This window comes from Janthinobacterium sp. B9-8 (genome assembly GCF_000969645.2).
In the GTDB taxonomy this organism is placed as follows: Bacteria; Pseudomonadota; Gammaproteobacteria; order Burkholderiales; family Chitinibacteraceae; genus Iodobacter.
In genome coordinates this window covers 3445588-3467582 of record NZ_CP014222.1, presented here as the reverse complement: position 1 = coordinate 3467582, position 21995 = coordinate 3445588, and the positions used below count along the sequence as shown (strand labels likewise).

Below are 21995 nucleotides of genomic sequence, written 5' to 3'. Positions count from 1 at the left end.
GGCAATGATTCGAAATTGTTTTGTTCGCCTTTGGCGGGTAGAATTACGCCCCTTTTTGCCGTCCGGAACAGGCCTGTGACTACTCCTACTTTTGCTCGTGCCTGCGGCATCGATTTTGGTACCTCTAATTCTACGGTGGGCTGGGTTCGTCCCGGCCACAACACGCTGATTTCTTTGGAAGATGGTAAGGCGACGCTGCCTTCAATGGTGTTTTTTAATGCCGAAGAAGATTCGGTTTGCTTTGGCCGCGCGGCCATGGGCGAATATCTGGAAGGCTATGAAGGCCGCCTGATGCGCTCTCTTAAAAGCCTGTTGGGCAGCAGCCTGATTGACGCGCAAACCGAAGTCAATGGTCGTGCTGTGCCGCTGCGTGGCTTATTAGCTAAATATATTGGCGAGTTAAAACACCGCGCTGAAGCCACGGCGGGTCGGCCTTTCGAGCAGGCGGTATTTGGCCGCCCTGTGCATTTTGTTGATGACGATGTGGCTGCCGATGCGCAAGCTGAAAAAACACTGGCCGAGATTGCCTATCAGGTTGGCTTTAAGGAAATTAGCTTTCAGTTCGAGCCGATTGCGGCGGCTTTTCATTACGAGTGCAGCATTCAAAAAGAAGAGCTGGTGCTGATTGTGGATATTGGCGGCGGTACTTCAGACTTTTCCTTGGTGCGTTTATCGCCAGAGCGTGCAAAGCTTCTAGATCGCCGCGATGATTTATTAGCCAGCGCCGGTGTGCATATTGGTGGCACAGATTTTGATAAAGCGCTGAGCCTTGCTGGCGTAATGCCCTTACTGGGCTATAAAACGCGGCTAAAAAATAACTCAGAAGTCCCTTCGGGCACCTTCTTTAATCTGGCTACCTGGCACACGATTAACTTTGCCTACACCCGTCGCTCCTGGAGCGATTTGGCCGATGTGTATCGCGATGCCATGGAGCGCGATAAGCTGGATCGCTTAATGAGCCTGATCGAGCAACGCGCCGGGCACTGGCTGGCCTTGCAAGTTGAAGACGCCAAAATCGCGCTCTCTAGCAGCGATAAAACCACGATCTATTTGGACAGATTAGAGGACGATCTGACCCATGATCTGACCCGCGCCGATTTTGATACCTCGATCTCCCGCTTGGTGGATACAGTAGAAAAGACAGTGACCGAGCTATTAAATACCGCAGGTATCGGTGTAGAGCAGGTCGACACCGTATTCTTTACCGGCGGCTCTAGCGGCGTACCGCTACTACGTGCCCAAGTAGGCGCCTTACTGCCCAACGCCCGCCATGTAGAAGGCGATTTATTTGGCAGCATCGGTACAGGTTTGGCAGTGGAAGCGGCAAGACGGTTTGGTTGATTAGCCTTTGCGAAGTGGGCACAGCTTGATCCTGCCCACGTTTGCGGGTGTCCTGTTATTCGTAGGGCGGGTGAAACCCGCCGGGTTTCACTTATTGGCGATAAGCAAAGTCAAAAAGACCTTTTTAAGTGCCTTCGGCACGTTGATTTTGGAGCGGTTGGCCTCCGCGGGGGCCTTCCTTTCTTGAACGGCCAAGAAACGAAGCCAAAGAAGGCCGCCCCGACCAGCACGAAATCCCTCACTGCGGACAATCGAGCGGCGGCTGCGGAACTCGCTTCGCTCAAACAGGCATCAAAGAAACCCCGCCCGCTTGTTCCTCGTTTCGGCGTGCTTCAAGGGGACTTTAAAAAGCCCCGTGCAAAGAGCGTGGTCAACGCGTTTTTCTCTGTTTGCTAAAAAAACAATTTGGTTAGCGCGTATGGGTGAAACCCGCCGATTTCCTAGCTTGTCATGCTAAAGTCCGGCGGGTTTTATCCGTCCTACAAAATTTATACTCCCTGTATGACCTTAGTTTTTACTCACTTTTAAGGTTTTCTCCGTGTCTACAGATCTTAGGTTTACCGCTTCGCTTTGATAATCACAAATTTGGCGTTCTGCGCGACTAGCTCGATCTGTCTGAAGTTTTTCTTTAGCGCGGCCTGATAGTTTAAGTGGCTGTTAGCCACGATCCATAATTCGCTATTGGCCGTCATGCATTGCTTGGCTTGGGCAAACATGCTCAGTGCAATATCGGTGGTGACGGTGTTTTGCTGATGAAATGGCGGGTTGATCAGGATTAGGTCAAAAAATTTCCCGTCTGCCACCGCGCTAGAGAGGCCGTCGCCGTGCTGAATCTGGCAGCTAGCATCCGGGAAGTTGGCGGCAAAGCTGAGCTGGGCTGATTCTACTGCTGCTAAAGACTCATCAAATAAATGTAACTCGGCCTTGGGGTGCAGGCGGTGGTAGGCAAGGGACAGTAGGCCATTGCCACAACCCACGTCAGCAACGGTCTCTGCGCTTGGCAAGCGATCAAAATGCTCGGTAAAAAAGCGAGAGCCAATATCTACTTTTTGCTCAGCAAAAACACCTGGCGCATTGCGGAGTGTGAGGCCTAGCTCGGGCGCGGCTTGTAGATAGGGCGTGGCGACAATGTGGCTTGGCCGCAGGCAGGCGGTGTACATGCGCGCCTTTCGCTGCGTGGGCAGGTATTCAACTTCATCGCAGCAAGACTTAATAATGTCTAAATGTCCGCTGCTGACATGCTTTTGCATGCCTGAGAAATATAAAGTGAGTGGCACGTTTAAATGCCGTGCTACCTGCTGTAGCTGGGCTTCAAATAAGGACAAAGACTTGGGCAGCTTAACGAGGCCATAGGCGACTGCTTGCCCTGTATAGGGCGTAAAGCTTTGCTGGCTATTGATTTCAATCGCGTGGCGCGAGCACCAGGAATCATTGATATGAAACGCGTTTACGCCCACGGCACAATGTAGCGCGCCAAAAGCATCGTTGATTAACAGCGCTGGTGCATCCGCACGAATAAATTCTGCAAGGTATTCATCACTCGCATCCCATGCACGTAAATCTTTAGCGTGCTTTGCTGGGTAGCGCAGCAAATTGAGCGCAGCAAAATCAATCAAATCTATCGGGCTTGCAGACATATATTCTTTATTTGATAAGGCCAAAGCTTTGGCTAAGGGGGCGATTCTACCTTGCCTGCTTGTCTGTAGACAGATCAAACGATCGGAACCCTCATCCTTGATGAGGGTTTTTTAACGCCCTTAGCTTGGATGGCATCGATAGCTCGCCGCATTTCTTGGCATAAGTCTTACAAGTCGAGCGTATGTATGCCTTGCCTTGGTTTGCTCGGGTATTTTCTAACTAATTGTATTTAAATGTATTTTTAGTTTTTTAGTCGGGATATTTAGCCATCGCGCGCCCGATACGCCGATTAAATTGGCCCAGCAAGGCATTAGTTGCTTACATCTTGTTGATTTTTATCAAGCCGCCTTTTAGTCGAAAATATACAATATTTCGAAATTATTTAAATATTCGACAAAGAGGCCAAGCATGTCTAGTAGTGAAGCTAGCCCCAAAATTGGGGTGTCAACCTTTGTCATGATCACCGCTGCCGTTGTAGTAAGCGTTCGTACGCTGCCTATGACTGCGCAGCCAGGGATGATGACAATTTTCCTAACTCTGGCTGCGGCCTTGTTGTTTTTGGTCCCCACCGCACTGGTGGCTGCCGAGCTGGCAACAGCCTGGCCACAAGATGGCGGTATTTTTATCTGGGTGCGTGAGGCATTTGGCGAGCGTTTAGGTTTTGTCGCCGTTTGGATGCAGTGGATTCAAATGGTGTTTGGTATGACGTCGATCATCATGATCATCGCCGCAACGATTGCCTATGTGGTTGATCCGGCGCTGGCTAGTAATAAGTTCTTTATGTTGGGAATGATTCTGGCGGTGTGGTGGGGTTGCACGCTGGTGAATCTGCAAGGGGTTAAAACCCTGGGCTGGGTTTCCACTATTTGTGTGAGCTTGGGTGTGTTCTTGCCGGGTATCGTGCTGATTGTGGCGGGTATTGCTTATGTGGCTGGCGGCAACCCAATCATGACCGATGTGTCTTTCAGCATGTCGAATATGATTCCGCAATTTAGCGATGCCGGTACTTTAGGTCTGTTTATTGGCTTTATCTTCGTTGTAATGGGGATGGAAGTCTCGGCTTCAAATGTGTCTTCAATTAAAGACGCAAAACGTAATTATCCGATTGCCATCGTTCTGGTGTCGATCATCATGGTTTTCCTCTCTGTTGTTGGCTCTGCCGCTATCTTCGTGGCGATTCCTAAAGAAGAAATCTCAATGACTGCCGGTTTGATGCAGGCGTTTGAGCTCTACTTCACTAAATGGGGCATGCCTTGGCTTGCGCCTGTGATGGGCTTATCCATTGCATTAGGTCTGATTGGTCAGGTTAATTCTTGGGTGCTTGGCCCTGTGCGTGGCCTGCAAGCTACGGCTAATTCAGGTGCATTACCTGCCTTCTTGCAAAAATCAAACAAGCACGGTGTGCCCGTTACCTTGGTCATTATCCAAGCAGTTGCAATTAGCTTGGTGGGTGTGTTGATCACAGTGATCCCTGATGTAGACAACTTCTACTTTATGTTGATGGGGCTTACTGGTCTGGTTTACCTCGTGGCCTATCTGTTTATGTTTGCCGCAGCCATCTGGCTTCGTTACAAACGCCCAGATATTGAACGCAGCTTCAAAGTACCCGGTGGCAATTTAGGCATGTGGGTTGTTTCCGGCATGGGTTTTGTGATGTCGCTGCTCGCTGCTTACCTTGCGTTTATTCCACCTGGCAGCTTTAAAGGCTCCTCATCGGGTTACTTCATGTTCCAGCTGATCGGTCTGATCGTGATGCTTGTGATTCCCTTCCTTGTCTATGCCTACGGCCAAAAAGACAAATTACGTCAAGCGAAAAAACTGCAAGTTGCGGCCGCCACTAAGGCCGCCAAGCAAGAAGCCCTTGATGAGCAACACGCTGCTGCGCATTAAGCGCCGGCTCAAAATTAAATTAATCAGGAGTTCAAAATGTTTAAAACCACAATGAATGTAGATGCGCTGTTTCTGGGCCCAAAATCAGAAAATCGTGAGTTCTTTAAAGAAATGGTGGATTACGCGGTGGATGAGCATATTCACTGGCGTGCAGATTTTCACCCGGAAGATGCGCCTTTGCTTACCCCAATGGATCAGCATCAGCCTGATTTCCGTAATACGCTTTATCGCACCGAAGGCATTTTGCGTCAGCTGTCTTCAAAGCTAAAAACCACTTCAGTGCCTTGGTTCTCGCCACGCTATTTGGGCCATATGAATGCCGATACGCTGATGGTTTCCAATATCGCCTATGTGATGACCATGCTTTACAACCCAAACAATTGTGCGCATGAAGCGTCCCCTACGACCACTGAGCTTGAATTAGAAGCAGGCCGTGATCTATGTGCGATGTTTGGTTACGACGTACAAAAATCATGGGGCCATATTACTTCTGGCGGTACGGTTGCTAACTACGAAGGCGTTTGGGTTGCTCGCAATCTGAAATCTCTGCCTTTAGCCATTGCTCAACACGAAAAAGCCAAAGATTTAGTGGCGGGCATGAGCGAAAAGCAATTACTGAATATGTCGCCAACAGCCATTCTGGATTTATCTGACGAGCTGAAAAAACGTGGCCTGTTTGAAGAAGTGCGTGCGCTGACTGTACGTGGTGTGGGTGTTAAACAAGGGCAGCTGGGTAAATTCCTTGTGCCGATGTCCAAGCATTATTCATGGATGAAAGCCATGGATGTGATGGGTATTGGTCAAGAGCATATCGTGCCATTGCCAGTGGATGAAAACTACCGCACCGACGTTGAAACAATGCGTGCCATTACCTTTAAATTGATCGAAGAAGGTACGCCTATCCTCGGTATGGTGGCTGTCGTGGGCACAACCGAAGAAGGCTCGATCGATCATGTGGATGAAGTGATCAAGCTGCGCCGTGAATGTGAAGAAAAATACGGCGTGTCTTTCTATGTACACGTTGATGCTGCTTACGGTGGTTATGTACGTTCGATGTTCCTTGATGAAAACAGCAAATTCATGGAATACGACGCACTGGTTGCCCGTTATCGCGCCGAAGATATTATCCCTGAAGGCGTAACTTGGCCTAAGCGTGCGGTGTATGAAGGCTTTAAAGCGATGTCTGAAGCCGATTCAATTACGGTGGACCCGCACAAAGCTGGCTTTATTCAATACGCTGCCGGTGCGGTATGTATGAAAGACAAGCGCATTGTTGATCTGATCTCCTACCACGCGGCCTATGTATTTGAAGAAGCCGATGATGCGGGTGAAGAACAAAATGTGGTGCTGGGCTCGTCCATTATGGAAGGCTCTAAAGCCGGTGCAACCGCTGCGGCAGTATGGGCGGCGCATCGCTTAGTACCGCTGAATATCTCAGGCTACGGCAAGGTAATTGGCCGCGGTATTGTGACTGCCGATTGGTTTGCACAAAAGTTATCGATGGCAAAACCAATCGTGGTGGGTAATCGCCGCTTTGAATTGCGCCCATTGATGCACCCAGATTTCCATATGGTGAACTTCACCTTTAAGGAAATCGGCAATCCAAGCTTGGAAGACCATAACCGTCTGAATCAACGCATGTACGAAGTGTGCTCTTACTCATCGGGCCGCACCTATAGCAATGATTTCCTGACTTCATCGACTTCGCTCGCCTTTGACGAATACGGTGATACCCCTTGGATGTACGCTGAAAGCCGTGGTTTCAGCCGCAAAGAGTGGGATAAAACCCAAAGCGTTTACATCTTGCGCGCTGCGGTGATGACTCACTTCCTGCGTGATCCACAAGGCTTTGAAGACTACTGGACTAATCTGCGCGCCATTTTTGCAGAAAAACTAGGCCATATCATCGATATGGAAGCCAAAGAAGCCAATCAATTAAAAGCTGCTTAATGCAAAAAACCCGCCTCAGCCGAGGTGGGTTTTTTGCCATCGAAGAGATCAATGTTTCTATTCAAGGTAATTATCCGATCAATCCGCTTATTTGTGCGGGATGATTAAAAGGTTGGGCTATGTTTGCGATTAACTACAAAGCGGTGGGCGCTACTTTGCTGATTTCCGGCACCATGCTGGGAGCAGGAATGCTGGCTTTGCCTCTGGTTTCCTCAGGAATGGGCTACACCTACGCCAGCCTTGCGCTCGTTTGTATCTGGCTGCTGATGACCTATACCGCGTTGATGCTGCTGGAAGTCTCGCTGGCTTTTCCGGTCGGTAGCGGTTTTGATGTAATGGCACATAGTTTGTTCGGCAACAAAGGTTTGTGGATTATCAATGCCTCGCTTTTGCTGCTTTTATATGCACTTTCTGGTGCGTATATCTCTGGTGCGGCTTCGTCTTATACCTCAAATATTAAACAGTATTTGGGAATAGACGTCCCTTCTGCCGTCGTTGCTGCGATCTTTACCCTGCTGATTGGCTCTATTGTCTATATGAGCACGGGAGCCGTGGATCGTGTTAATCGTGTTTTATTTAGTTTGAATGTTTTTATCTTCTTTGCAATGGCTATCACCATTCAGCCTTATGTTAATCAGGGCAATTTAAATAGCCCGCAAGATTCCAGCCGCTATATCTATGCAGCATTCCCGGTGTTTATTACGGCATTTGGTTTTCATGGCAGCATCCCTAGTATGGTGAAATATATTGGTCGTGATAAGCCACAAACGCTGCGCAATATTTTTATCTTGGGAGGGCTGATTCCCTTAGTGGTTTACGCTATTTGGGAATATTGCAGTCTCGGCCTTGTGCCCAGAATAGGGGAGAATAGCTTTCTGAGCTTGGCAGAAAACCAAGGCTCGGTAGGGATGTTTCTTGATTATATCCATGCCAGTACTAGTAATCATTGGATCCCCAGCCTGATTAGTTTGTTTTCATCGATCGCTTTATTTACTTCCTATTTATGCGTGTCCTTAGGGTTGTTTGATTCGGTGGCAAGCAGTATTGGTTGGAAAAATTCTAAGCATGATCGCTTAATTACGGCGCTGGCTACTTATCTTCCCCCCTTTGTATTTGCTTGGATTTACCCAGAAGGCTTTGTTTTGGCACTTGGGGCTGCCGCTATTTTCTTATCGATTCTGGCTATTTTATTTCCCGCACTGGCGCTATATAAATTACGAGCCCGAGAAAGTTATCAGGCAGGTTGGCGAGTTCCATGTAATACCTGCTCGTTTTGTACTGTAACGATGATGGGCGGGTGCATTATCGTTTTTCAAATTATGAAAATGCAGAATTTATTACCGATTTGCTAGGAGCACGTAATGAAAGAATCAAATTTAATCAGCCAGCTGCAAGAGCGCGGGCTGATTGCTCAGGTCACCGACGCAGCGGCGCTGGACGCCATTCTCGCGCAGAAATCCGTTACGCTCTATTGTGGTTTTGATCCAACGGCAGATAGCTTGCATCTGGGCCATCTTGTGCCTTTGCTGGCTTTAAAGCGTTTTCAAATGGCTGGTCATCGGCCCTTGGCTTTGGTGGGCGGTGCGACCGGTATGATCGGTGATCCTAGCTTTAAAGCCACCGAGCGCTCACTCAATACGCCTGATGTGGTGGCAGGCTGGGTGGATAAGATTCGCAAGCAAGTCTCGCCATTCTTAGATTTTGACTGTGGTGCCAATAGTGCCGTCATGGTGAATAACAACGATTGGTTTGCGGGCATGGATGTGCTGAGCTTCTTGCGTGATATTGGCAAGCATTTTTCAGTGAATGCCATGATTAATAAAGAATCGGTAAAGCAAAGGCTGAACCGGGATGAAGTGGGTATTTCATTTACCGAGTTCGCCTACAGCCTGCTGCAAAGTTATGACTTCGCAGTATTAAATAAGAGCCATGATTGCCAGCTGCAATTGGGTGGCTCGGATCAATGGGGCAATATTACGTCAGGGGTTGATCTTACCCGCCGGATGAATCAGCAGCAGGTGTTTGGCATTACCATGCCGCTGATTACTAAATCGGATGGTACTAAGTTTGGTAAGAGTGAAGGCAATGCCATTTGGCTGGATCCAAGCAAATGCTCGCCTTATAAGTTTTACCAGTTCTGGCTGAGCACATCGGATGACGATGTTTACCGCTTTATGAAGTACTTTACTTTTATGACTCTGGCCGAGATCGATGCCATTGAAGCGGCAGATCGTGCCAGCGGCACCGCCCCAACGGCACAACGTATTTTGGCAGATCATGCAACAGAGTTAGTACATGGTAAGGAGGCTTTGGAGGCGGCTAAGCGCATTAGCCAGAATCTGTTTGCAGAAGATCAGAGTGCATTAACCGAAAGCGATTTCCAGCAATTAGCACTGGATGGCGTGCATCATATTGAGCTGGGTTATACCGAAACGAGTCTTGTTGATGCGCTGGTTCAATCTGAATTAGCTAGCTCAAAAAGCCAGGCGCGTGGCTTTATTGAAAGCGATGCAGTGAGTATTAATGGCCAGAAGATCAACGATCTTACTTACCATATGGGAACGGTTGATCATCGTTTTAACCGTTACACTTTGCTGAGACGCGGTAAAAAAAATCATTGCCTGATTATTTGGAAGTAATTGCTTTTTAGAAGGTCAGTGCCTGAGCAGCAGGGTTTTGACTGGGTGTATTTGTTAAGCTTTGTTTTATCGGTGCTTATTGTTCAACTAAATCATCACTTTCGCTGAGCTCGGAAGTGGTGATTTTTTTATGCAGCTATTTCACTATTGGATCTCATATGAATATCTTGTCTATTCAATCACATGTGGTATTTGGCCATGCAGGAAATAGTGCGGCCGTGTTTCCTATGCAATGCATGGGGGCGAATGTTTGGCCGCTCCACACGGTGCAGTTTTCTAATCACACACAATATGGCCATTGGGCTGGCATGGTGATGCCAGAAGCGCAGATTAGCGAGCTAACAGCAGGCATTGCCCAGACAGGGCAGCTGGCTCAGTGCAATGCGGTATTGTCTGGCTATATCGGTAGTGCAGCTCAGGGAGAGCATATTCTGGCTGCTTTGCAGATGGTTAGAGCAGCAAACCCTTTGGCGATTTACCATTGTGATCCAGTGATGGGGCACCCGCTCAAGGGCTGTATTGTGGCCCCTGGCGTGGCAGAGTTTCTAATCGAAAAAGCGATTCCAGAGGCGAATATCGTTTCCCCTAATCAGCTTGAATTAGAAATGATTGTGGGCCGCTCGTTAAGCAGCCTGGCCGAGATTGTGGCGGCTTGCCACAAGGTGCTGGCCCGAGGGCCACAAACGATCTTGATTAAACATCTGCATTATCAGAGCAAGGATCCATCTTGCTTTGAAATGCTGGCACTCAGCCAGGACGAAGCCTGGCTGATTCGCCGCCCGATACTGGCTTTTGATAAAGAGCCGGTAGGGGTAGGGGATATGACTTCGGCGCTGTTCTTAGCCAGCTTACTGGCTGGCAAATCAATCGCGGCGGCGTTAGAGCACACCACGGCGGCGGTGTATGGCGTATTGCTGGAAACCGCCAGCCAGTTGCGTTACGAGCTAGCCGTGGTTGCAGCAAGGCAGGAATACACGGCGCCAAGCCACACTCTGCACGCGATTAGGCTTTAGTCCAGTTCAGCCATTTTGAGCAAAAGTTTCCTAGGGAAGCTTTTGTCTCAATATTTATTTGAATGAATTGATTTTTCTAAGCATGACTAAAGCGTTTTCTTCTTCCTTGCCGCCCGCTGCAATGCAGTTTTCCAGCCCGCCGTTTTCCTGCCAGTGATTGCTGCCATCTTCCGTATAAAACGACACGTATTTACACTCGTCTATGGTTTCGTCTAGGCCATTCATCGCGGTGTATTTTATTTTAACAATAAAAGCATTTTGCTGGCCTGCTTGCTTCCCTTGCCAAATGACCTCTCCGGTTTTGAGCGTGAAGCTCTTCGGCTTTTTGAGTGTTTGTTTGATAATGTCGCTGGCATCGTCAACTTCAGATGAGCCGCAGGCAGATAAAAATAAGGCCAAATATAAAGCAATCTTTCTCATTTCTTATCTTTTTAATTGTAGTGGTATTTAAAGTGGCGTAAGGCTTAGGCGCTGATTGGGCTGTGTTTTACCCTTTCGGAAAACTTTTCGGGGCTTAAAGACTCTGCCAAATCAATTACATGCTGATAGTGCGCTTCAATAAGTGCCAACGCCTTTTGTAAGTCTCTGGCCAGCACGGCATCCATAATTGTTTTGTGCTCACCATGATCGTGGTAGCGGGTCACTTTGTCTAATTCACCATTGAGCCAGATATGACGATAGCGCTCCAGCTGATTATAAATATTCTCTAGGGTGGAAAGCATCATGGGCGAATTGCATGCCTTAATTAAGGCCATATGAAAGCCCATATGGCGCTCGCCCCATTCTTCGTAATCCACGCCTGGCTGATCTAATTGAATGCGCTCCATTCGGTGGAAAGCGGTGATAATGCTCAGTTCCCATTCTTCATCTCCGCGCTGCATGGCTTTTTCTAAGGCTAAGCCAGCAATGGCACGCCGGGTGGCCAGAATATCGCGCAATTCATCGAGCGATACAGGCGCAACTCTAAAGCCCTTTTGTGGCTCCATCACCACAAAATGCTGCCAGACCAACTGCACCAAAGCTTCACGAATAGGCGTGCCACCTACTTGATAATGCTGCTTTAATTCATTCATCTGCAGCTTTTCACCTGGCAAAAAAGTACCAAGTAAAATGTCGCGGCGAATGGCTTTAACCATTTGATCTGAAAGGGTTGTGCTGTTTGTCATGGGTTTTTATATATTCGCTTTTAATACAGCGCAATGACAGCCATTGCAAGAAGCAAACATGATAACGTAATCATCGTCGATGCCACAGGCAATAACCACAAATAATAGAGGGGGAACTATTTGAAAGGCGAAATGAAAAACGGCCCCAATTTACATTGGGGCCGTTCTTGTATAACTGGTGGCCCGTCTCGGAATCGAACCAAGGACACGCGGATTTTCAATCCGCTGCTCTACCAACTGAGCTAACGGGCCGCATAAAGCGGTTTAAAGCCAACCAGATTCTAACAATCTGATCTTATAAAAACTTGGTGGCCTGTCTCGGAATCGAACCAAGGACACGCGGATTTTCAATCCGCTGCTCTACCAACTGAGCTAACAGGCCGCTGAGAGGTCGCTATTAAAGCCCATTTGTAATGAGTCGTCAACCTTTATTATAAATAATATTCTAAAATAGCTGAATTTTTATATTTCGCTATATATGATTAGTTCGCTTGGAATTGGGGCATTTTCTAGCGGCCCGTTGTGCAGTTTGCGAGTATAGGGGCTTATGTTTTGTGATTGGAAAGGGGGAAAGTTAGAATCCTTAGTCTATTGCATCAATTTGCCTGTGCTTATGGACGGTTTGGTGTGTGAATTACTTGTTTTATAAAAAAATGAAAATAAAAATAAGCTCGCCGATCGCGCTTAAGCGCTGTTTTTAAATGAAATTAACTTGTTTTGTATAAGAAGCTTAGCGATAAATTTTGAAAATGTTCAATTGTCGGGCTTGACGCAAGAAAGAACCTTGCCTAGAATGCGCTTCTCTTGTCGGGGGGGTTACCCCAGCGGTCAACGGGTCCGGACTGTAAATCCGGCGGCTTAGCCTTCGAAGGTTCGAATCCTTCCCCCCCCACCAGAATAATATTATGCGTAGTGAAGAATCTGCGTAGATGTTGTAAGGTTGGATTAAAATAATGCGGGTGTAGCTCAATGGTAGAGCAGAAGCCTTCCAAGCTTACGACGAGGGTTCGATTCCCTTCACCCGCTCCAAAAAAGATTAGCGTGCCGTTGTAGCTCAGGGGTAGAGCACTCCCTTGGTAAGGGAGAGGTCGCGGGTTCAATTCCCGCCAACGGCTCCAATCGCTTGGTATATTTTCAAGTTCTCGAGATAGGAAATATCATGGCAAAAGAAAAATTTACGCGCACTAAGCCCCACGTTAACGTCGGTACAATTGGTCACGTTGATCATGGTAAGACCACACTAACAGCGGCTATTTCGACTATCTTATCGAAGAAATTTGGTGGCGAAGCAAAAGATTATTCGCAAATTGATAGTGCGCCTGAAGAAAAGGCTCGTGGTATTACGATTAATACCTCGCACGTTGAGTACGAAACAGAAACACGTCACTACGCCCACGTAGATTGCCCGGGTCACGCAGATTACATTAAGAACATGATTACAGGTGCAGCGCAGATGGATGGCGCGATCTTGGTTTGTTCTGCTGCTGATGGTCCGATGCCGCAAACTCGTGAGCATATCTTGTTGGCTCGTCAGGTTGGTGTTCCATACATCATTGTTTACCTGAATAAAGCTGATTTGGTTGATGACGCAGAATTGCTTGAATTGGTAGACATGGAAGTTCGTGAGCTACTAAGTAAATATGATTTCCCTGGTGACGATACGCCGATTATTGTGGGTTCTGCCCGTTTGGCGTTGGAAGGTGATCAATCGGAGCACGGCGAGCCATCGATTTTCCGCCTTGCTGATGCGCTTGATTCATACATCCCATTGCCAGAGCGTGCTGTTGATGGCGCGTTCCTGATGCCGGTTGAGGACGTATTCTCGATCTCTGGTCGCGGTACTGTGGTGACTGGTCGTGTTGAGCGCGGTATTGTTAAGGTTGGTGAAGAAATTGAAATCGTTGGTATTACACCAACGGTTAAGACGACTTGTACCGGTGTTGAAATGTTCCGGAAGTTGCTTGATCAAGGTCAGGCTGGCGATAATATCGGCGCATTGCTTCGTGGTACTAAGCGTGAAGATGTTCAGCGTGGTCAAGTTCTGGCAAAGCCGGGTTCGATCACTCCGCACACAAAGTTTGAAGGTTCGGTGTACGTTTTGTCGAAAGATGAGGGTGGTCGTCACACTCCATTCTTTAACGGCTACCGTCCACAGTTCTTCTTCCGTACAACGGACGTAACAGGTTCGGTTGATTTGCCAGAAGGTACCGAAATGGTAATGCCTGGTGATAATGTCGAAGTTACCGTTAGTCTGATTGCTCCTGTTGCAATGGAGCAGGGTCTGCGCTTCGCGATTCGTGAAGGTGGTCGTACGGTTGGCGCTGGTGTTGTTGCAAAAGTTATTGAATAAAAGAGGTTTACAAAAGAGGGTTGAATTGTTATAGTTCTGCCCTCCCGTAGGCGAGTAGCTCAATTGGTAGAGCACCGGTCTCCAAAACCGGGGGTTGGGGGTTCGACACCCTCCTCGCCTGCCACGGTTTAGACATCAGAGCCGTTTCCGTAGGGAACGGCTCTGTTTTATCCAAGTTTCCGAATCGGACAAATGGTTAGCATCGACAAAATCAAGATCGCAGCATCATTGCTGCTGGTTGCATTGGGTGTTACTGGGTTTTACCTAGTTCCAACTGATCAAGGGGTCGTTCGTTCATTGCCTGTAGTGCTTAGTTTGGCACTTGCAGGTTTTGTGCTATGGTTTTCGGGTCCAGGTCGTGCGTTTGTAGATTACGCGCGCGACTCGATCAAAGAAGCGCAGAAGGTTGTGTTTCCGACTCGTAAAGAAACCTGGCAGATGACGGGCGTTGTATTCCTGTTCGTAGGGGTGTTGTCTCTCTTTATGTGGGGCGTCGACTCTGGTCTGACATGGGTATTCTATGATCTGATTTTAGGTCGTGGCTAAAGTAAACGGGAAAGCGGAGTATCTGAATGTCTATGCGTTGGTATGTGGTACACGCCTATTCCGGCTTTGAAAAAAGTGTGCAAAAGGCGCTGATTGAGCGGATTGAACGTGCTGATATGCAGCACTTGTTTGGTCAGATCTTGGTGCCTGTTGAAGAAGTGATGGAAGTGAAGGCCGGCACTCGTAAGCTGACCGAACGGAAACTCTTCCCGGGTTATGTATTTGTTGAAATGGAAATGGGTGATGAAACCTGGCACTTAGTTAAGAGTACGGCTAAGGTTAGTGGTTTCATCGGTGGTGTGGGTAATCGTCCTACACCTTTGCCTGAGCGTGAAGTTAAATCTATGCTTCAACAGGTTCAGGAAGGGGTTGAGAAACCTCGTCCGAAAATCCTGTTTGAAGTGGGTGAAGAGCTTCGTGTTACTGAAGGCCCGTTTGCTGATTTCAATGCAACTGTTGTTGATGTTGATTATGACAAAAGTCGGATTAAAGTGTCTGTGCTTATTTTTGGTCGCGCAACACCAGTTGAAGTCGATTTTGCACAGGTCGAAAAAACCTGATCTGTGTAGTGTAATGCCCTAGGGCATTTTGGTAGGGGAGCGAGTTTTTTGCTCGCGTTTGACCCGAATTTAGGAGTTTTAAATGGCTAAGAAAATCATTGGCTATATCAAGCTGCAAGTTCCAGCTGGTAAAGCAAATCCATCTCCACCGATTGGTCCAGCTTTGGGTCAACGTGGTCTGAATATTATGAATTTCTGCAAGGAATTCAACGCGGCTACTCAAGGTATCGAGCCAGGTTTGCCAATTCCTGTAGTAATTACTGCTTTTGCAGACAAATCATTCACCTTCGTGATGAAGAGCCCACCAGCAACGATCTTGCTGAAAAAGGCTGCTGGTATCACTAAGGGTAGCGCTAAGCCACATACTGACAAAGTTGGTGTTGTGACTCGTGCTCAGCTTGAAGAAATCGTTAAGACCAAGAATGCTGACTTGACTGGCTCTGATATTGACGCAGCAGTGCGCACTATCGCTGGTTCCGCTCGTTCGATGGGTCTGACCGTGGAGGGTGTGTAAATGGCTAAGCTATCTAAACGCCTGAAGGCACTGAACGCAACTGTTGATTCTAACAAGCTGTACGCTATTGACGAAGCAATTGCACTCGTTAAAGCCGCTGCAACTGCTAAATTCAACGAATCGATCGACGTTTCTGTTAATTTAGGTATTGACGCACGTAAGTCGGACCAAGTGGTTCGCGGCGCTGTTGTATTGCCTAAAGGTACTGGTAAGTCAGTTCGCGTAGCCGTATTCGCACAAGGTGCAAATGCTGAAGCTGCTCGTGCTGCTGGTGCAGAAATCGTTGGTTTCGAAGACTTAGCTGAATCGATCAAAGCCGGTAATATGGACTTCGACGTTGTTATTGCTTCTCCAGATGCAATGCGCGTTGTTGGTCAATTAGGTCAGATCTTGGGTCCACGCGGCCTGATGCCTAACCCGAAAGTGGGTACTGTAACTCCGAACGTTGCTGAAGCAGTTAAAAATGCTAAAGCCGGTCAGGTTCAATACCGTACTGACAAGGGTGGTATTGTTCACGCTACTCTAGGTCGTGCAACTTTCGAAGCTGCTGATCTGAAAGAAAACTTGTTGGCGCTGGTTGATGCGCTGCAAAAAGCTAAACCAGCTTCTTCAAAAGGTGTATACCTTAAGAAGATCGCTGTATCGAGCACTATGGGTGTAGGCGTTCGCGTTGAAACCGCTTCGGTAGTAGCTTAAGTAATTATGGGGTCAGTCTTTTGACTGGCCCAGTCGACTTTGGGCTTGGCGGAATATTGCCAAGGTTGTCAAAGACCGTAGGTGCCATAAGTTTTCTTGTGGCTTAATCCGGCTCCCAAAAGCCAGCCTACGCAGACGGTGCGCCCGAATCTATAGGCTCTAAATGCATAGCTCTTGTGGCAATGTTGTTAGCAAGTCTCCTGAAGCAAAGGTCGCCGTTTGATTGGGTGGTGCGATTTATTCGTACTGAACTACTAACCAATGGAGGTAGACCTTGAGTCTCAATCTTGAAGACAAAAAGGCGGTAGTCGCTGAGATCGCAGCAGAAGTTGCTACAGCTCAAACGATTATTATCGCTGAATACCGAGGTATCGGCGTTGCAAGCATGACTACACTGCGCAAACAAGCGCGTGAGTCAGGTGTGTATTTGCGTGTTCTAAAGAACACGCTGGCACGCCGTGCGGTTGCAGGAACTCCGTTCGCTGAGTTGGCAGACCAAATGGTTGGCCCACTGGTGTACGGTATTTCTGAAGACCCAGTTGCTGCGGCAAAAGTCCTGAACACATTCGCAAAGAAAGACGCGAAAATCGTGGTCAAGGCTGGTTCTTATGATGGTAAGGTAATGAATGCAGAAGAAGTAGCTGTTCTTGCATCTATTCCAAGCCGTGAAGAACTGTTGTCCAAGCTGCTGTACGTTATGCAAGCACCGATGGCTGGTTTCGCACGTGGCCTTGCCGCGCTGGCAGAGAAGAAGTCCGAAGGCGTCGCCGCACCGGTGGAGGCTGCAGAAGCCCCAGCCGAAGAAGCGACTGCGTAAACGACTACTTAAACACGATTGTTGTATTAAAACAGACAAGATTTTCAGGAGTATTAATAAATGGCTCTGACTAAAGACGATATCCTCGAAGCAGTATCCGCTTTGACCGTAATGGAACTGAATGAGCTGGTTAAGGCATTCGAAGAAAAGTTTGGCGTTTCTGCTGCTGCTGTTGCAGTTGCTGGCCCAGCTGCTGCTGGTGCCGCTGTTGAAGAAAAAACAGAATTCGACGTAATTCTGACTGGCGCTGGCGCTAACAAAGTGGGCACGATCAAGATCGTTCGCGAACTGACAGGTCTTGGCCTGAAAGAAGCGAAGGACCTGGTTGACGGCGCTCCTAAGTCTCTGAAAGAAGGCATTTCTAAGGCTGATGCAGAAGCTATGGTTAAGAAACTCGTTGAGGCTGGTGCAACAGCTGAGATGAAGTAAGCATCCATTAGGATGTAGTGAAGGCAGGCGGAGGAATCCGCCTGCCCTTTTGCGTTTGTGTCTATTGCTTAGCTTACAGCTGATCCCGATATTTGTCGGTTAGCGGAATCCAGCTTGTGTTCTTTTGCAAGCAGTTGTCAAACCGGAAACCGCTCACAAACACGTTGGCGGGCGTTTGCGGTTTGTCCTTTGCGCCCCACTCCATGGAGAGTTTATGAGTATGAAATACTCGTTCACTGAGAAAAAACGCATTCGTAAAAGTTTTGCGAAACGGAAGAGCGTCCTTGAGGTGCCATTCCTGCTCGCAACGCAGATCGATTCTTATAGTGAATACCTGCAACTAGGGGTTCCGGCCGATTCGCGCCGGATGATCGGTTTGCAAGCTGCGTTTAATTCGATTTTCCCTATCGTCTCTCATAACGAAAACGCTCGATTGGAGTTTGTGCATTACTCCCTCGGCGATCCTGCGTTTGATGTGCTCGAGTGCCAGCAGCGAGGAATTACCTTCGCAGCTCCACTGCGTGCGCGTGTACGTCTCGTGATCATGGATCGTGAAGCGTCTAAGCCAACGATCAAAGAAGTTAAAGAACAAGACGTTTACTTTGGCGAAGTGCCATTGATGACACGTACGGGTTCTTTTGTGATCAACGGTACAGAGCGGGTTATTGTTAGCCAGCTGCATCGCTCTCCTGGCGTGTTCTTTGAACACGACAAGGGTAAAACTCATTCTTCAGGCAAGCTCTTGTTCTCGGCACGGATTATTCCGTACCGCGGCTCTTGGCTGGATTTCGAGTTCGATCCAAAAGATCTGTTGTTCTTCCGTATCGACCGTCGTCGCAAGATGCCGGTAACCACCTTGCTGAAAGCGCTGGGTTATAACCCGGAACAAATTCTGGCTGGTTTCTTCGATACCGATACTTTCCTGATGGACGAAGATGGCCTGTGCTTAGAGCTGGTGTCAGAACGTCTGAAAGGCGAAGTTGCAAAATTCGATATCGTTGCTGATGACGGCAAAGTACTCGTACAAAAAGATAAGCGTATTACAGCTAAAACCATTCGCGACATTAACGCGTCTGGTTTGCAAAAGATTCCAGTGCCACTGGACTTCTTCTATGGCCGTATTCTGGCGCACAACGTTGTTGATCCATTAACCGGCGAAGTGCTGGCTAAGGCTAACGAAGAAGTGACCGAAGATCTGGCTGCTAAGCTGGATATGGCGGATGTTAAGTCTGTAAAAGTGCTGTATGTGAATGATCTGGATCAGGGCGCGTTCCTGTCTCAGACATTGCGTTCAGATGATGTAGCTGATCAGTATGGTGCTCGCGTTGCAATCTATCGCATGATGCGCCCTGGTGAGCCGCCGACTGAAGATTCGGTTGAAGCGCTGTTTAAGGGCTTGTTCTTCGCCCCTGAGCGTTACGATCTGTCTGCTGTTGGTCGTATGAAATTTAACCGCCGTGCTTATCCGGATCGCTTAGAAGAAAAAGCACCGGGCTGGCAACGTCGTTTCTACGAAGAAGCGGGTCCGCGTGGTGTTGAAGGTGCTGGCATTCTATGCACAGAAGACATCATTGCTGTGATCGGTATCCTCTTAGAGTTGCGTAATGGCCGTGGTGATATCGATGATATCGATCACTTGGGTAATCGTCGTGTGCGCTCGGTAGGTGAGTTGGCCGAAAACCAATTCCGTGCTGGTTTGGTTCGTGTAGAACGCGCTGTTAAAGAGCGTTTGTCACAAGCAGAATCAGATAACCTGATGCCGCATGATCTGATTAATGCCAAGCCTGTTTCGGCTGCAATCAAAGAATTCTTCGGCTCTTCCCAGCTGTCGCAGTTTATGGATCAGACCAACCCGTTGTCAGAAATCACGCACAAGCGTCGTGTTTCTGCTTTGGGACCAGGCGGTTTGACACGTGAGCGCGCTGGTTTTGAAGTTCGTGACGTGCATCCGACGCATTACGGCCGTGTTTGCCCGATCGAAACACCGGAAGGTCCAAACATTGGTCTGATCAACTCGCTCTCTTGCTATGCGCGCACCAACAGCTACGGCTTCTTGGAAACGCCTTATCGCAAAGTGATCGATTGTAAAGTTACTGATGAAATTGAATACTTGTCCGCGATTGAAGAGGGCAAGTACGTTGTCGCTCAGGCGAATGCCGAGTTCGACGATGAAGGCCGCTTAACTGACGAGCTAGTGACTTGCCGTTCTAATGGCGACACGATTGTGGCGACGCCAGATCGCGTGCAGTACATGGATGTGGCGCCTAGCCAGATCGTATCGGTTGCGGCTTCTCTGATTCCATTCCTGGAACACGATGACGCCAACCGTGCGCTGATGGGTGCCAACATGCAGCGTCAGGCTGTACCTTGCTTACGTGCACAAGCACCGTTTGTAGGTACGGGTATTGAGCGCACATGTGCAACTGACTCGGGTACTGCAGTAACCGCCTTGCGTGGTGGTGTGGTTGATTATGTTGATGCAGCGCGTGTGGTTATTCGTGTAAACGATGACGAAGCGATTGCGGGTGAAACAGGTGTAGATATTTACAACCTGATTAAATTTACTCGTTCTAATCAGAACACCAACACCAATCAGAAGCCAGTGGTTGTTCGTGGCAGCATTATTGCCAAGGGCGATGTGATTGCAGATGGTGCGTCAACTGACTTGGGTGAAATGGCTCTGGGTCAGAATATGACGATCGCCTTTATGCCATGGAACGGTTTCAACTTCGAAGATTCGATTTTGATCTCGGAAGATGTCGTATCTAACGATCGTTATACTTCGATTCACATCGAAGAATTGAACGTAATGGCGCGTGACACCAAGCTTGGCGCTGAAGAAATTACCCGTGATATCTCCAATTTGTCCGAGCGTATGCTGGGCCGTCTGGATGAATCTGGTGTGGTTTACATCGGTGCAGAAGTAGAAGCGGGCGATGTATTGTGCGGCAAGGTGACGCCTAAGGGTGAAACCCAGCTGACTCCTGAAGAAAAGCTCTTACGTGCGATCTTCGGTGAAAAAGCTTCCGACGTTAAAGATACTTCGCTGCGCGTCCCATCCGGCATGGTGGGTACGGTTATTGACGTTCAAGTGTTCACTCGTGAAGGTGTGGAGCGCGATCGTCGTGCCCAGTCCATCATTGATGATCAGTTGCGTCGTTACCGCCAGGATCTGAACGATCAATTACGTATTGTACAAAGCGATTTGTTTGAACGTATTGAACGCATGATCGTGGGCAAAGTCGCCAACGGCGGCCCAATGAAGCTTGCTAAGGGCGTTGAAATCACCAAAGAATACTTGCTTGGCTTGCCAGCAAAGATTGATTGGTTTGATATCCGCTTAGCAGACGAAGAGTCCGCTCGCCAGCTAGAAGCCATGAAAGACCTGATTGGTCAGATGCGTACTGAGTTTGATCTGCGTTTTGAAGATAAAAAACGCAAGCTGACTCAAGGTGACGAATTGCCACCTGGCGTGATCAAGATGGTTAAAGTGTATGTGGCGGTTAAACGTCGCCTGCAGCCAGGCGATAAGATGGCCGGCCGTCACGGTAACAAGGGTGTTGTTTCTAAGATTCTGCCGATTGAAGATTTGCCATATATGGCAGATGGTACAACTGTAGATATCGTTCTGAACCCATTGGGCGTACCTTCGCGTATGAACATTGGTCAGATTCTGGAAATGCACTTGGGTTGGGCAGCTAAGGGTATTGGTCAGCGTATTGACGCGATGTTGCGCGAGCAACGTAACGGCATGCTGGTTGATATGCGTGCTTACTTGAACAAGATCTATAACACCAGTGGTAAGACCGAAGATATTGACGGTCTCACTGATGAAGAATTGATCGAGTTAGCCAATGGTCTGCGCAACGGTATGACTTTTGCAAGCCCGGTATTTGACGGTGCGAAAGAGTCAGAAATCTATCAGATGCTGGACTTAGCTTACCCAAGCGAAGATCCACACACCGAATTACTGGACTTCAACAGCAGCAAGACACAAATGCAGCTGTTTGATGGTCGTAATGGTGAGCCATTTGAGCGCAAAGTAACGGTTGGTGTGATGCACTACCTGAAACTGCATCACTTGGTAGACGATAAGATGCATGCTCGCTCCACTGGTCCTTACTCACTCGTAACGCAACAACCACTGGGCGGTAAAGCTCAGTTTGGTGGTCAGCGCTTCGGGGAGATGGAAGTTTGGGCGTTGGAAGCATACGGTGCAGCTTACACCTTGCAAGAAATGTTGACCGTGAAGTCTGATGATGTGAACGGTCGTACTAAGGTGTATGAAAACATCGTGAAGGGCGATCACCGGATTGATGCGGGTATGCCGGAATCCTTCAATGTACTTGTGAAGGAAATTCGCTCACTCGGTATCGATATCGATCTGGAAACGTATTGATTCGAGGGGTAGTAGATGGCGGGCAGAGTGCCCGCCATACCCCGAAC

Annotated in this window: 17 protein-coding genes and 6 tRNA genes; 18 read left to right on the top strand and 5 right to left on the bottom strand. The window is 48.3% G+C overall.

All coding sequences use genetic code 11. From position 1 onward, the window contains the following. Positions 1–75: 75 nt before the first annotated feature. Positions 76–1341, top strand: coding sequence for an Hsp70 family protein (locus VN23_RS15695; protein ID WP_046351534.1), 1266 nt, complete (start codon positions 76–78; stop codon positions 1339–1341). A gap of 557 nt (positions 1342–1898) precedes the next feature. On the opposite strand, the gene VN23_RS15685 is transcribed toward VN23_RS15695, so the two are convergent. Beyond that, positions 1899–2978, bottom strand: coding sequence for a class I SAM-dependent methyltransferase (locus VN23_RS15685; RefSeq protein WP_046351536.1), 1080 nt, complete (start codon positions 2976–2978; stop codon positions 1899–1901). Between the two features lie 409 nt (positions 2979–3387). Here VN23_RS15685 and VN23_RS15680 point away from each other — a divergent pair, with 409 nt between their 5' ends. The 5 genes from VN23_RS15680 (at position 3388) to pdxY (ending at position 10471) form a co-directional block, all read left to right on the top strand. Then, entirely contained in the window at positions 3388–4869 is a 1482-nt protein-coding gene (locus VN23_RS15680; RefSeq protein ID WP_052746547.1) for an amino acid permease, read from the top strand. A 36-nt stretch (positions 4870–4905) separates the two neighbouring features. After that, positions 4906–6819 carry a pyridoxal phosphate-dependent decarboxylase family protein gene (locus VN23_RS15675; protein ID WP_046351537.1) on the top strand — a complete coding sequence of 638 codons (1914 nt, stop codon included), beginning with the start codon at positions 4906–4908 and terminating at the stop codon, positions 6817–6819. 119 nt (positions 6820–6938) lie between these two features. Further along, positions 6939–8171 carry an amino acid permease gene (locus VN23_RS15670; protein WP_046351538.1) on the top strand — a complete coding sequence of 411 codons (1233 nt, stop codon included), beginning with the start codon at positions 6939–6941 and terminating at the stop codon, positions 8169–8171. A 9-nt stretch (positions 8172–8180) separates the two neighbouring features. Beyond that, complete coding sequence (tyrS, locus tag VN23_RS15665) at positions 8181–9458, top strand: tyrosine--tRNA ligase (RefSeq protein ID WP_046351539.1); 1278 nt, start codon at positions 8181–8183, stop codon at positions 9456–9458. 158 nt (positions 9459–9616) lie between these two features. Then, a complete protein-coding gene (pdxY, locus tag VN23_RS15660; RefSeq protein ID WP_046351540.1) occupies positions 9617–10471 on the top strand; it encodes a pyridoxal kinase PdxY in 855 nt (284 codons plus the stop codon). 54 nt (positions 10472–10525) lie between these two features. On the opposite strand, the gene VN23_RS15655 is transcribed toward pdxY, so the two are convergent. From VN23_RS15655 to VN23_RS15640, 4 genes are all read right to left on the bottom strand, one after another. After that, the gene (locus VN23_RS15655; RefSeq protein WP_046351541.1) at positions 10526–10891 is read right to left on the bottom strand and encodes a hypothetical protein; all 366 of its coding nucleotides are present in this window, start codon (positions 10889–10891) and stop codon (positions 10526–10528) included. Positions 10892–10935: 44 nt separating this feature from the next. Beyond that, entirely contained in the window at positions 10936–11637 is a 702-nt protein-coding gene (locus VN23_RS15650; RefSeq protein WP_052746548.1) for a GntR family transcriptional regulator, read from the bottom strand. Between the two features lie 176 nt (positions 11638–11813). After that, positions 11814–11889: transfer RNA gene (locus tag VN23_RS15645), tRNA-Phe, on the bottom strand. Positions 11890–11943: 54 nt separating this feature from the next. Next, positions 11944–12019: transfer RNA gene (locus tag VN23_RS15640), tRNA-Phe, on the bottom strand. Positions 12020–12446: 427 nt separating this feature from the next. On the opposite strand from VN23_RS15640, the gene VN23_RS15635 reads away from it, so the two are divergent. The 12 genes from VN23_RS15635 to rpoB all read left to right on the top strand — a co-directional run bounded on the left by VN23_RS15635 (position 12447) and on the right by rpoB (position 21948). Then, a tRNA-Tyr gene (locus VN23_RS15635) sits at positions 12447–12532 on the top strand. Between the two features lie 60 nt (positions 12533–12592). Beyond that, a tRNA-Gly gene (locus tag VN23_RS15630) sits at positions 12593–12666 on the top strand. A 14-nt stretch (positions 12667–12680) separates the two neighbouring features. Continuing rightward, positions 12681–12755 (top strand) — tRNA-Thr (locus VN23_RS15625). 41 nt (positions 12756–12796) lie between these two features. Then, a complete protein-coding gene (gene tuf, locus VN23_RS15620; RefSeq protein ID WP_046351542.1) occupies positions 12797–13987 on the top strand; it encodes an elongation factor Tu in 1191 nt (396 codons plus the stop codon). A 48-nt stretch (positions 13988–14035) separates the two neighbouring features. Continuing rightward, a tRNA-Trp gene (locus VN23_RS15615) sits at positions 14036–14111 on the top strand. A 68-nt stretch (positions 14112–14179) separates the two neighbouring features. After that, positions 14180–14533, top strand: coding sequence for a preprotein translocase subunit SecE (secE, locus tag VN23_RS15610; protein WP_046351543.1), 354 nt, complete (start codon positions 14180–14182; stop codon positions 14531–14533). A gap of 26 nt (positions 14534–14559) precedes the next feature. Then, positions 14560–15093: a transcription termination/antitermination protein NusG gene (gene nusG / locus VN23_RS15605; RefSeq protein ID WP_046351544.1), complete on the top strand. Its 534-nt coding sequence runs from the start codon at positions 14560–14562 to the stop codon at positions 15091–15093. Between the two features lie 82 nt (positions 15094–15175). Then, complete coding sequence (rplK, locus tag VN23_RS15600; RefSeq protein ID WP_046351545.1) at positions 15176–15607, top strand: 50S ribosomal protein L11; 432 nt, start codon at positions 15176–15178, stop codon at positions 15605–15607. Continuing rightward, the gene (gene rplA / locus VN23_RS15595) at positions 15608–16303 is read left to right on the top strand and encodes a 50S ribosomal protein L1 (protein ID WP_046351546.1); all 696 of its coding nucleotides are present in this window, start codon (positions 15608–15610) and stop codon (positions 16301–16303) included. Positions 16304–16577: 274 nt separating this feature from the next. Beyond that, positions 16578–17120: a 50S ribosomal protein L10 gene (gene rplJ, locus VN23_RS15590; RefSeq protein ID WP_046351547.1), complete on the top strand. Its 543-nt coding sequence runs from the start codon at positions 16578–16580 to the stop codon at positions 17118–17120. 60 nt (positions 17121–17180) lie between these two features. Further along, positions 17181–17549 (top strand): 50S ribosomal protein L7/L12, encoded by a 369-nt coding sequence (rplL, locus tag VN23_RS15585; protein ID WP_046351548.1) that lies wholly within the window; start codon positions 17181–17183, stop codon positions 17547–17549. 220 nt (positions 17550–17769) lie between these two features. Then, the gene (gene rpoB, locus VN23_RS15580; protein WP_046351619.1) at positions 17770–21948 is read left to right on the top strand and encodes a DNA-directed RNA polymerase subunit beta; all 4179 of its coding nucleotides are present in this window, start codon (positions 17770–17772) and stop codon (positions 21946–21948) included. Positions 21949–21995 lie beyond the last annotated feature (47 nt).

Excerpts from the sequence above, each read along its gene's own strand:
- tuf (WP_046351542.1), top strand. The coding sequence starts at position 12,797 with ATGGCAAAAGAAAAATTTACGCGCACTAAGCCCCACGTTAACGTCGGT.
- VN23_RS15670 (WP_046351538.1), top strand. The coding sequence starts at position 6,939 with ATGTTTGCGATTAACTACAAAGCGGTGGGCGCTACTTTGCTGATTTCC.
- tyrS (WP_046351539.1), top strand. The coding sequence starts at position 8,181 with ATGAAAGAATCAAATTTAATCAGCCAGCTGCAAGAGCGCGGGCTGATT.
- pdxY (WP_046351540.1), top strand. The coding sequence starts at position 9,617 with ATGAATATCTTGTCTATTCAATCACATGTGGTATTTGGCCATGCAGGA.
- rplA (WP_046351546.1), top strand. The coding sequence starts at position 15,608 with ATGGCTAAGCTATCTAAACGCCTGAAGGCACTGAACGCAACTGTTGAT.
- nusG (WP_046351544.1), top strand. The coding sequence starts at position 14,560 with ATGTCTATGCGTTGGTATGTGGTACACGCCTATTCCGGCTTTGAAAAA.
- VN23_RS15650 (WP_052746548.1), bottom strand. The coding sequence starts at position 11,637 with ATGACAAACAGCACAACCCTTTCAGATCAAATGGTTAAAGCCATTCGC.
- VN23_RS15675 (WP_046351537.1), top strand. The coding sequence starts at position 4,906 with ATGTTTAAAACCACAATGAATGTAGATGCGCTGTTTCTGGGCCCAAAA.
- VN23_RS15680 (WP_052746547.1), top strand. The coding sequence starts at position 3,388 with ATGTCTAGTAGTGAAGCTAGCCCCAAAATTGGGGTGTCAACCTTTGTC.
- VN23_RS15655 (WP_046351541.1), bottom strand. The coding sequence starts at position 10,891 with ATGAGAAAGATTGCTTTATATTTGGCCTTATTTTTATCTGCCTGCGGC.
- rpoB (WP_046351619.1), top strand. The coding sequence starts at position 17,770 with ATGAAATACTCGTTCACTGAGAAAAAACGCATTCGTAAAAGTTTTGCG.
- rplL (WP_046351548.1), top strand. The coding sequence starts at position 17,181 with ATGGCTCTGACTAAAGACGATATCCTCGAAGCAGTATCCGCTTTGACC.
- rplK (WP_046351545.1), top strand. The coding sequence starts at position 15,176 with ATGGCTAAGAAAATCATTGGCTATATCAAGCTGCAAGTTCCAGCTGGT.
- secE (WP_046351543.1), top strand. The coding sequence starts at position 14,180 with ATGGTTAGCATCGACAAAATCAAGATCGCAGCATCATTGCTGCTGGTT.
- VN23_RS15685 (WP_046351536.1), bottom strand. The coding sequence starts at position 2,978 with ATGTCTGCAAGCCCGATAGATTTGATTGATTTTGCTGCGCTCAATTTG.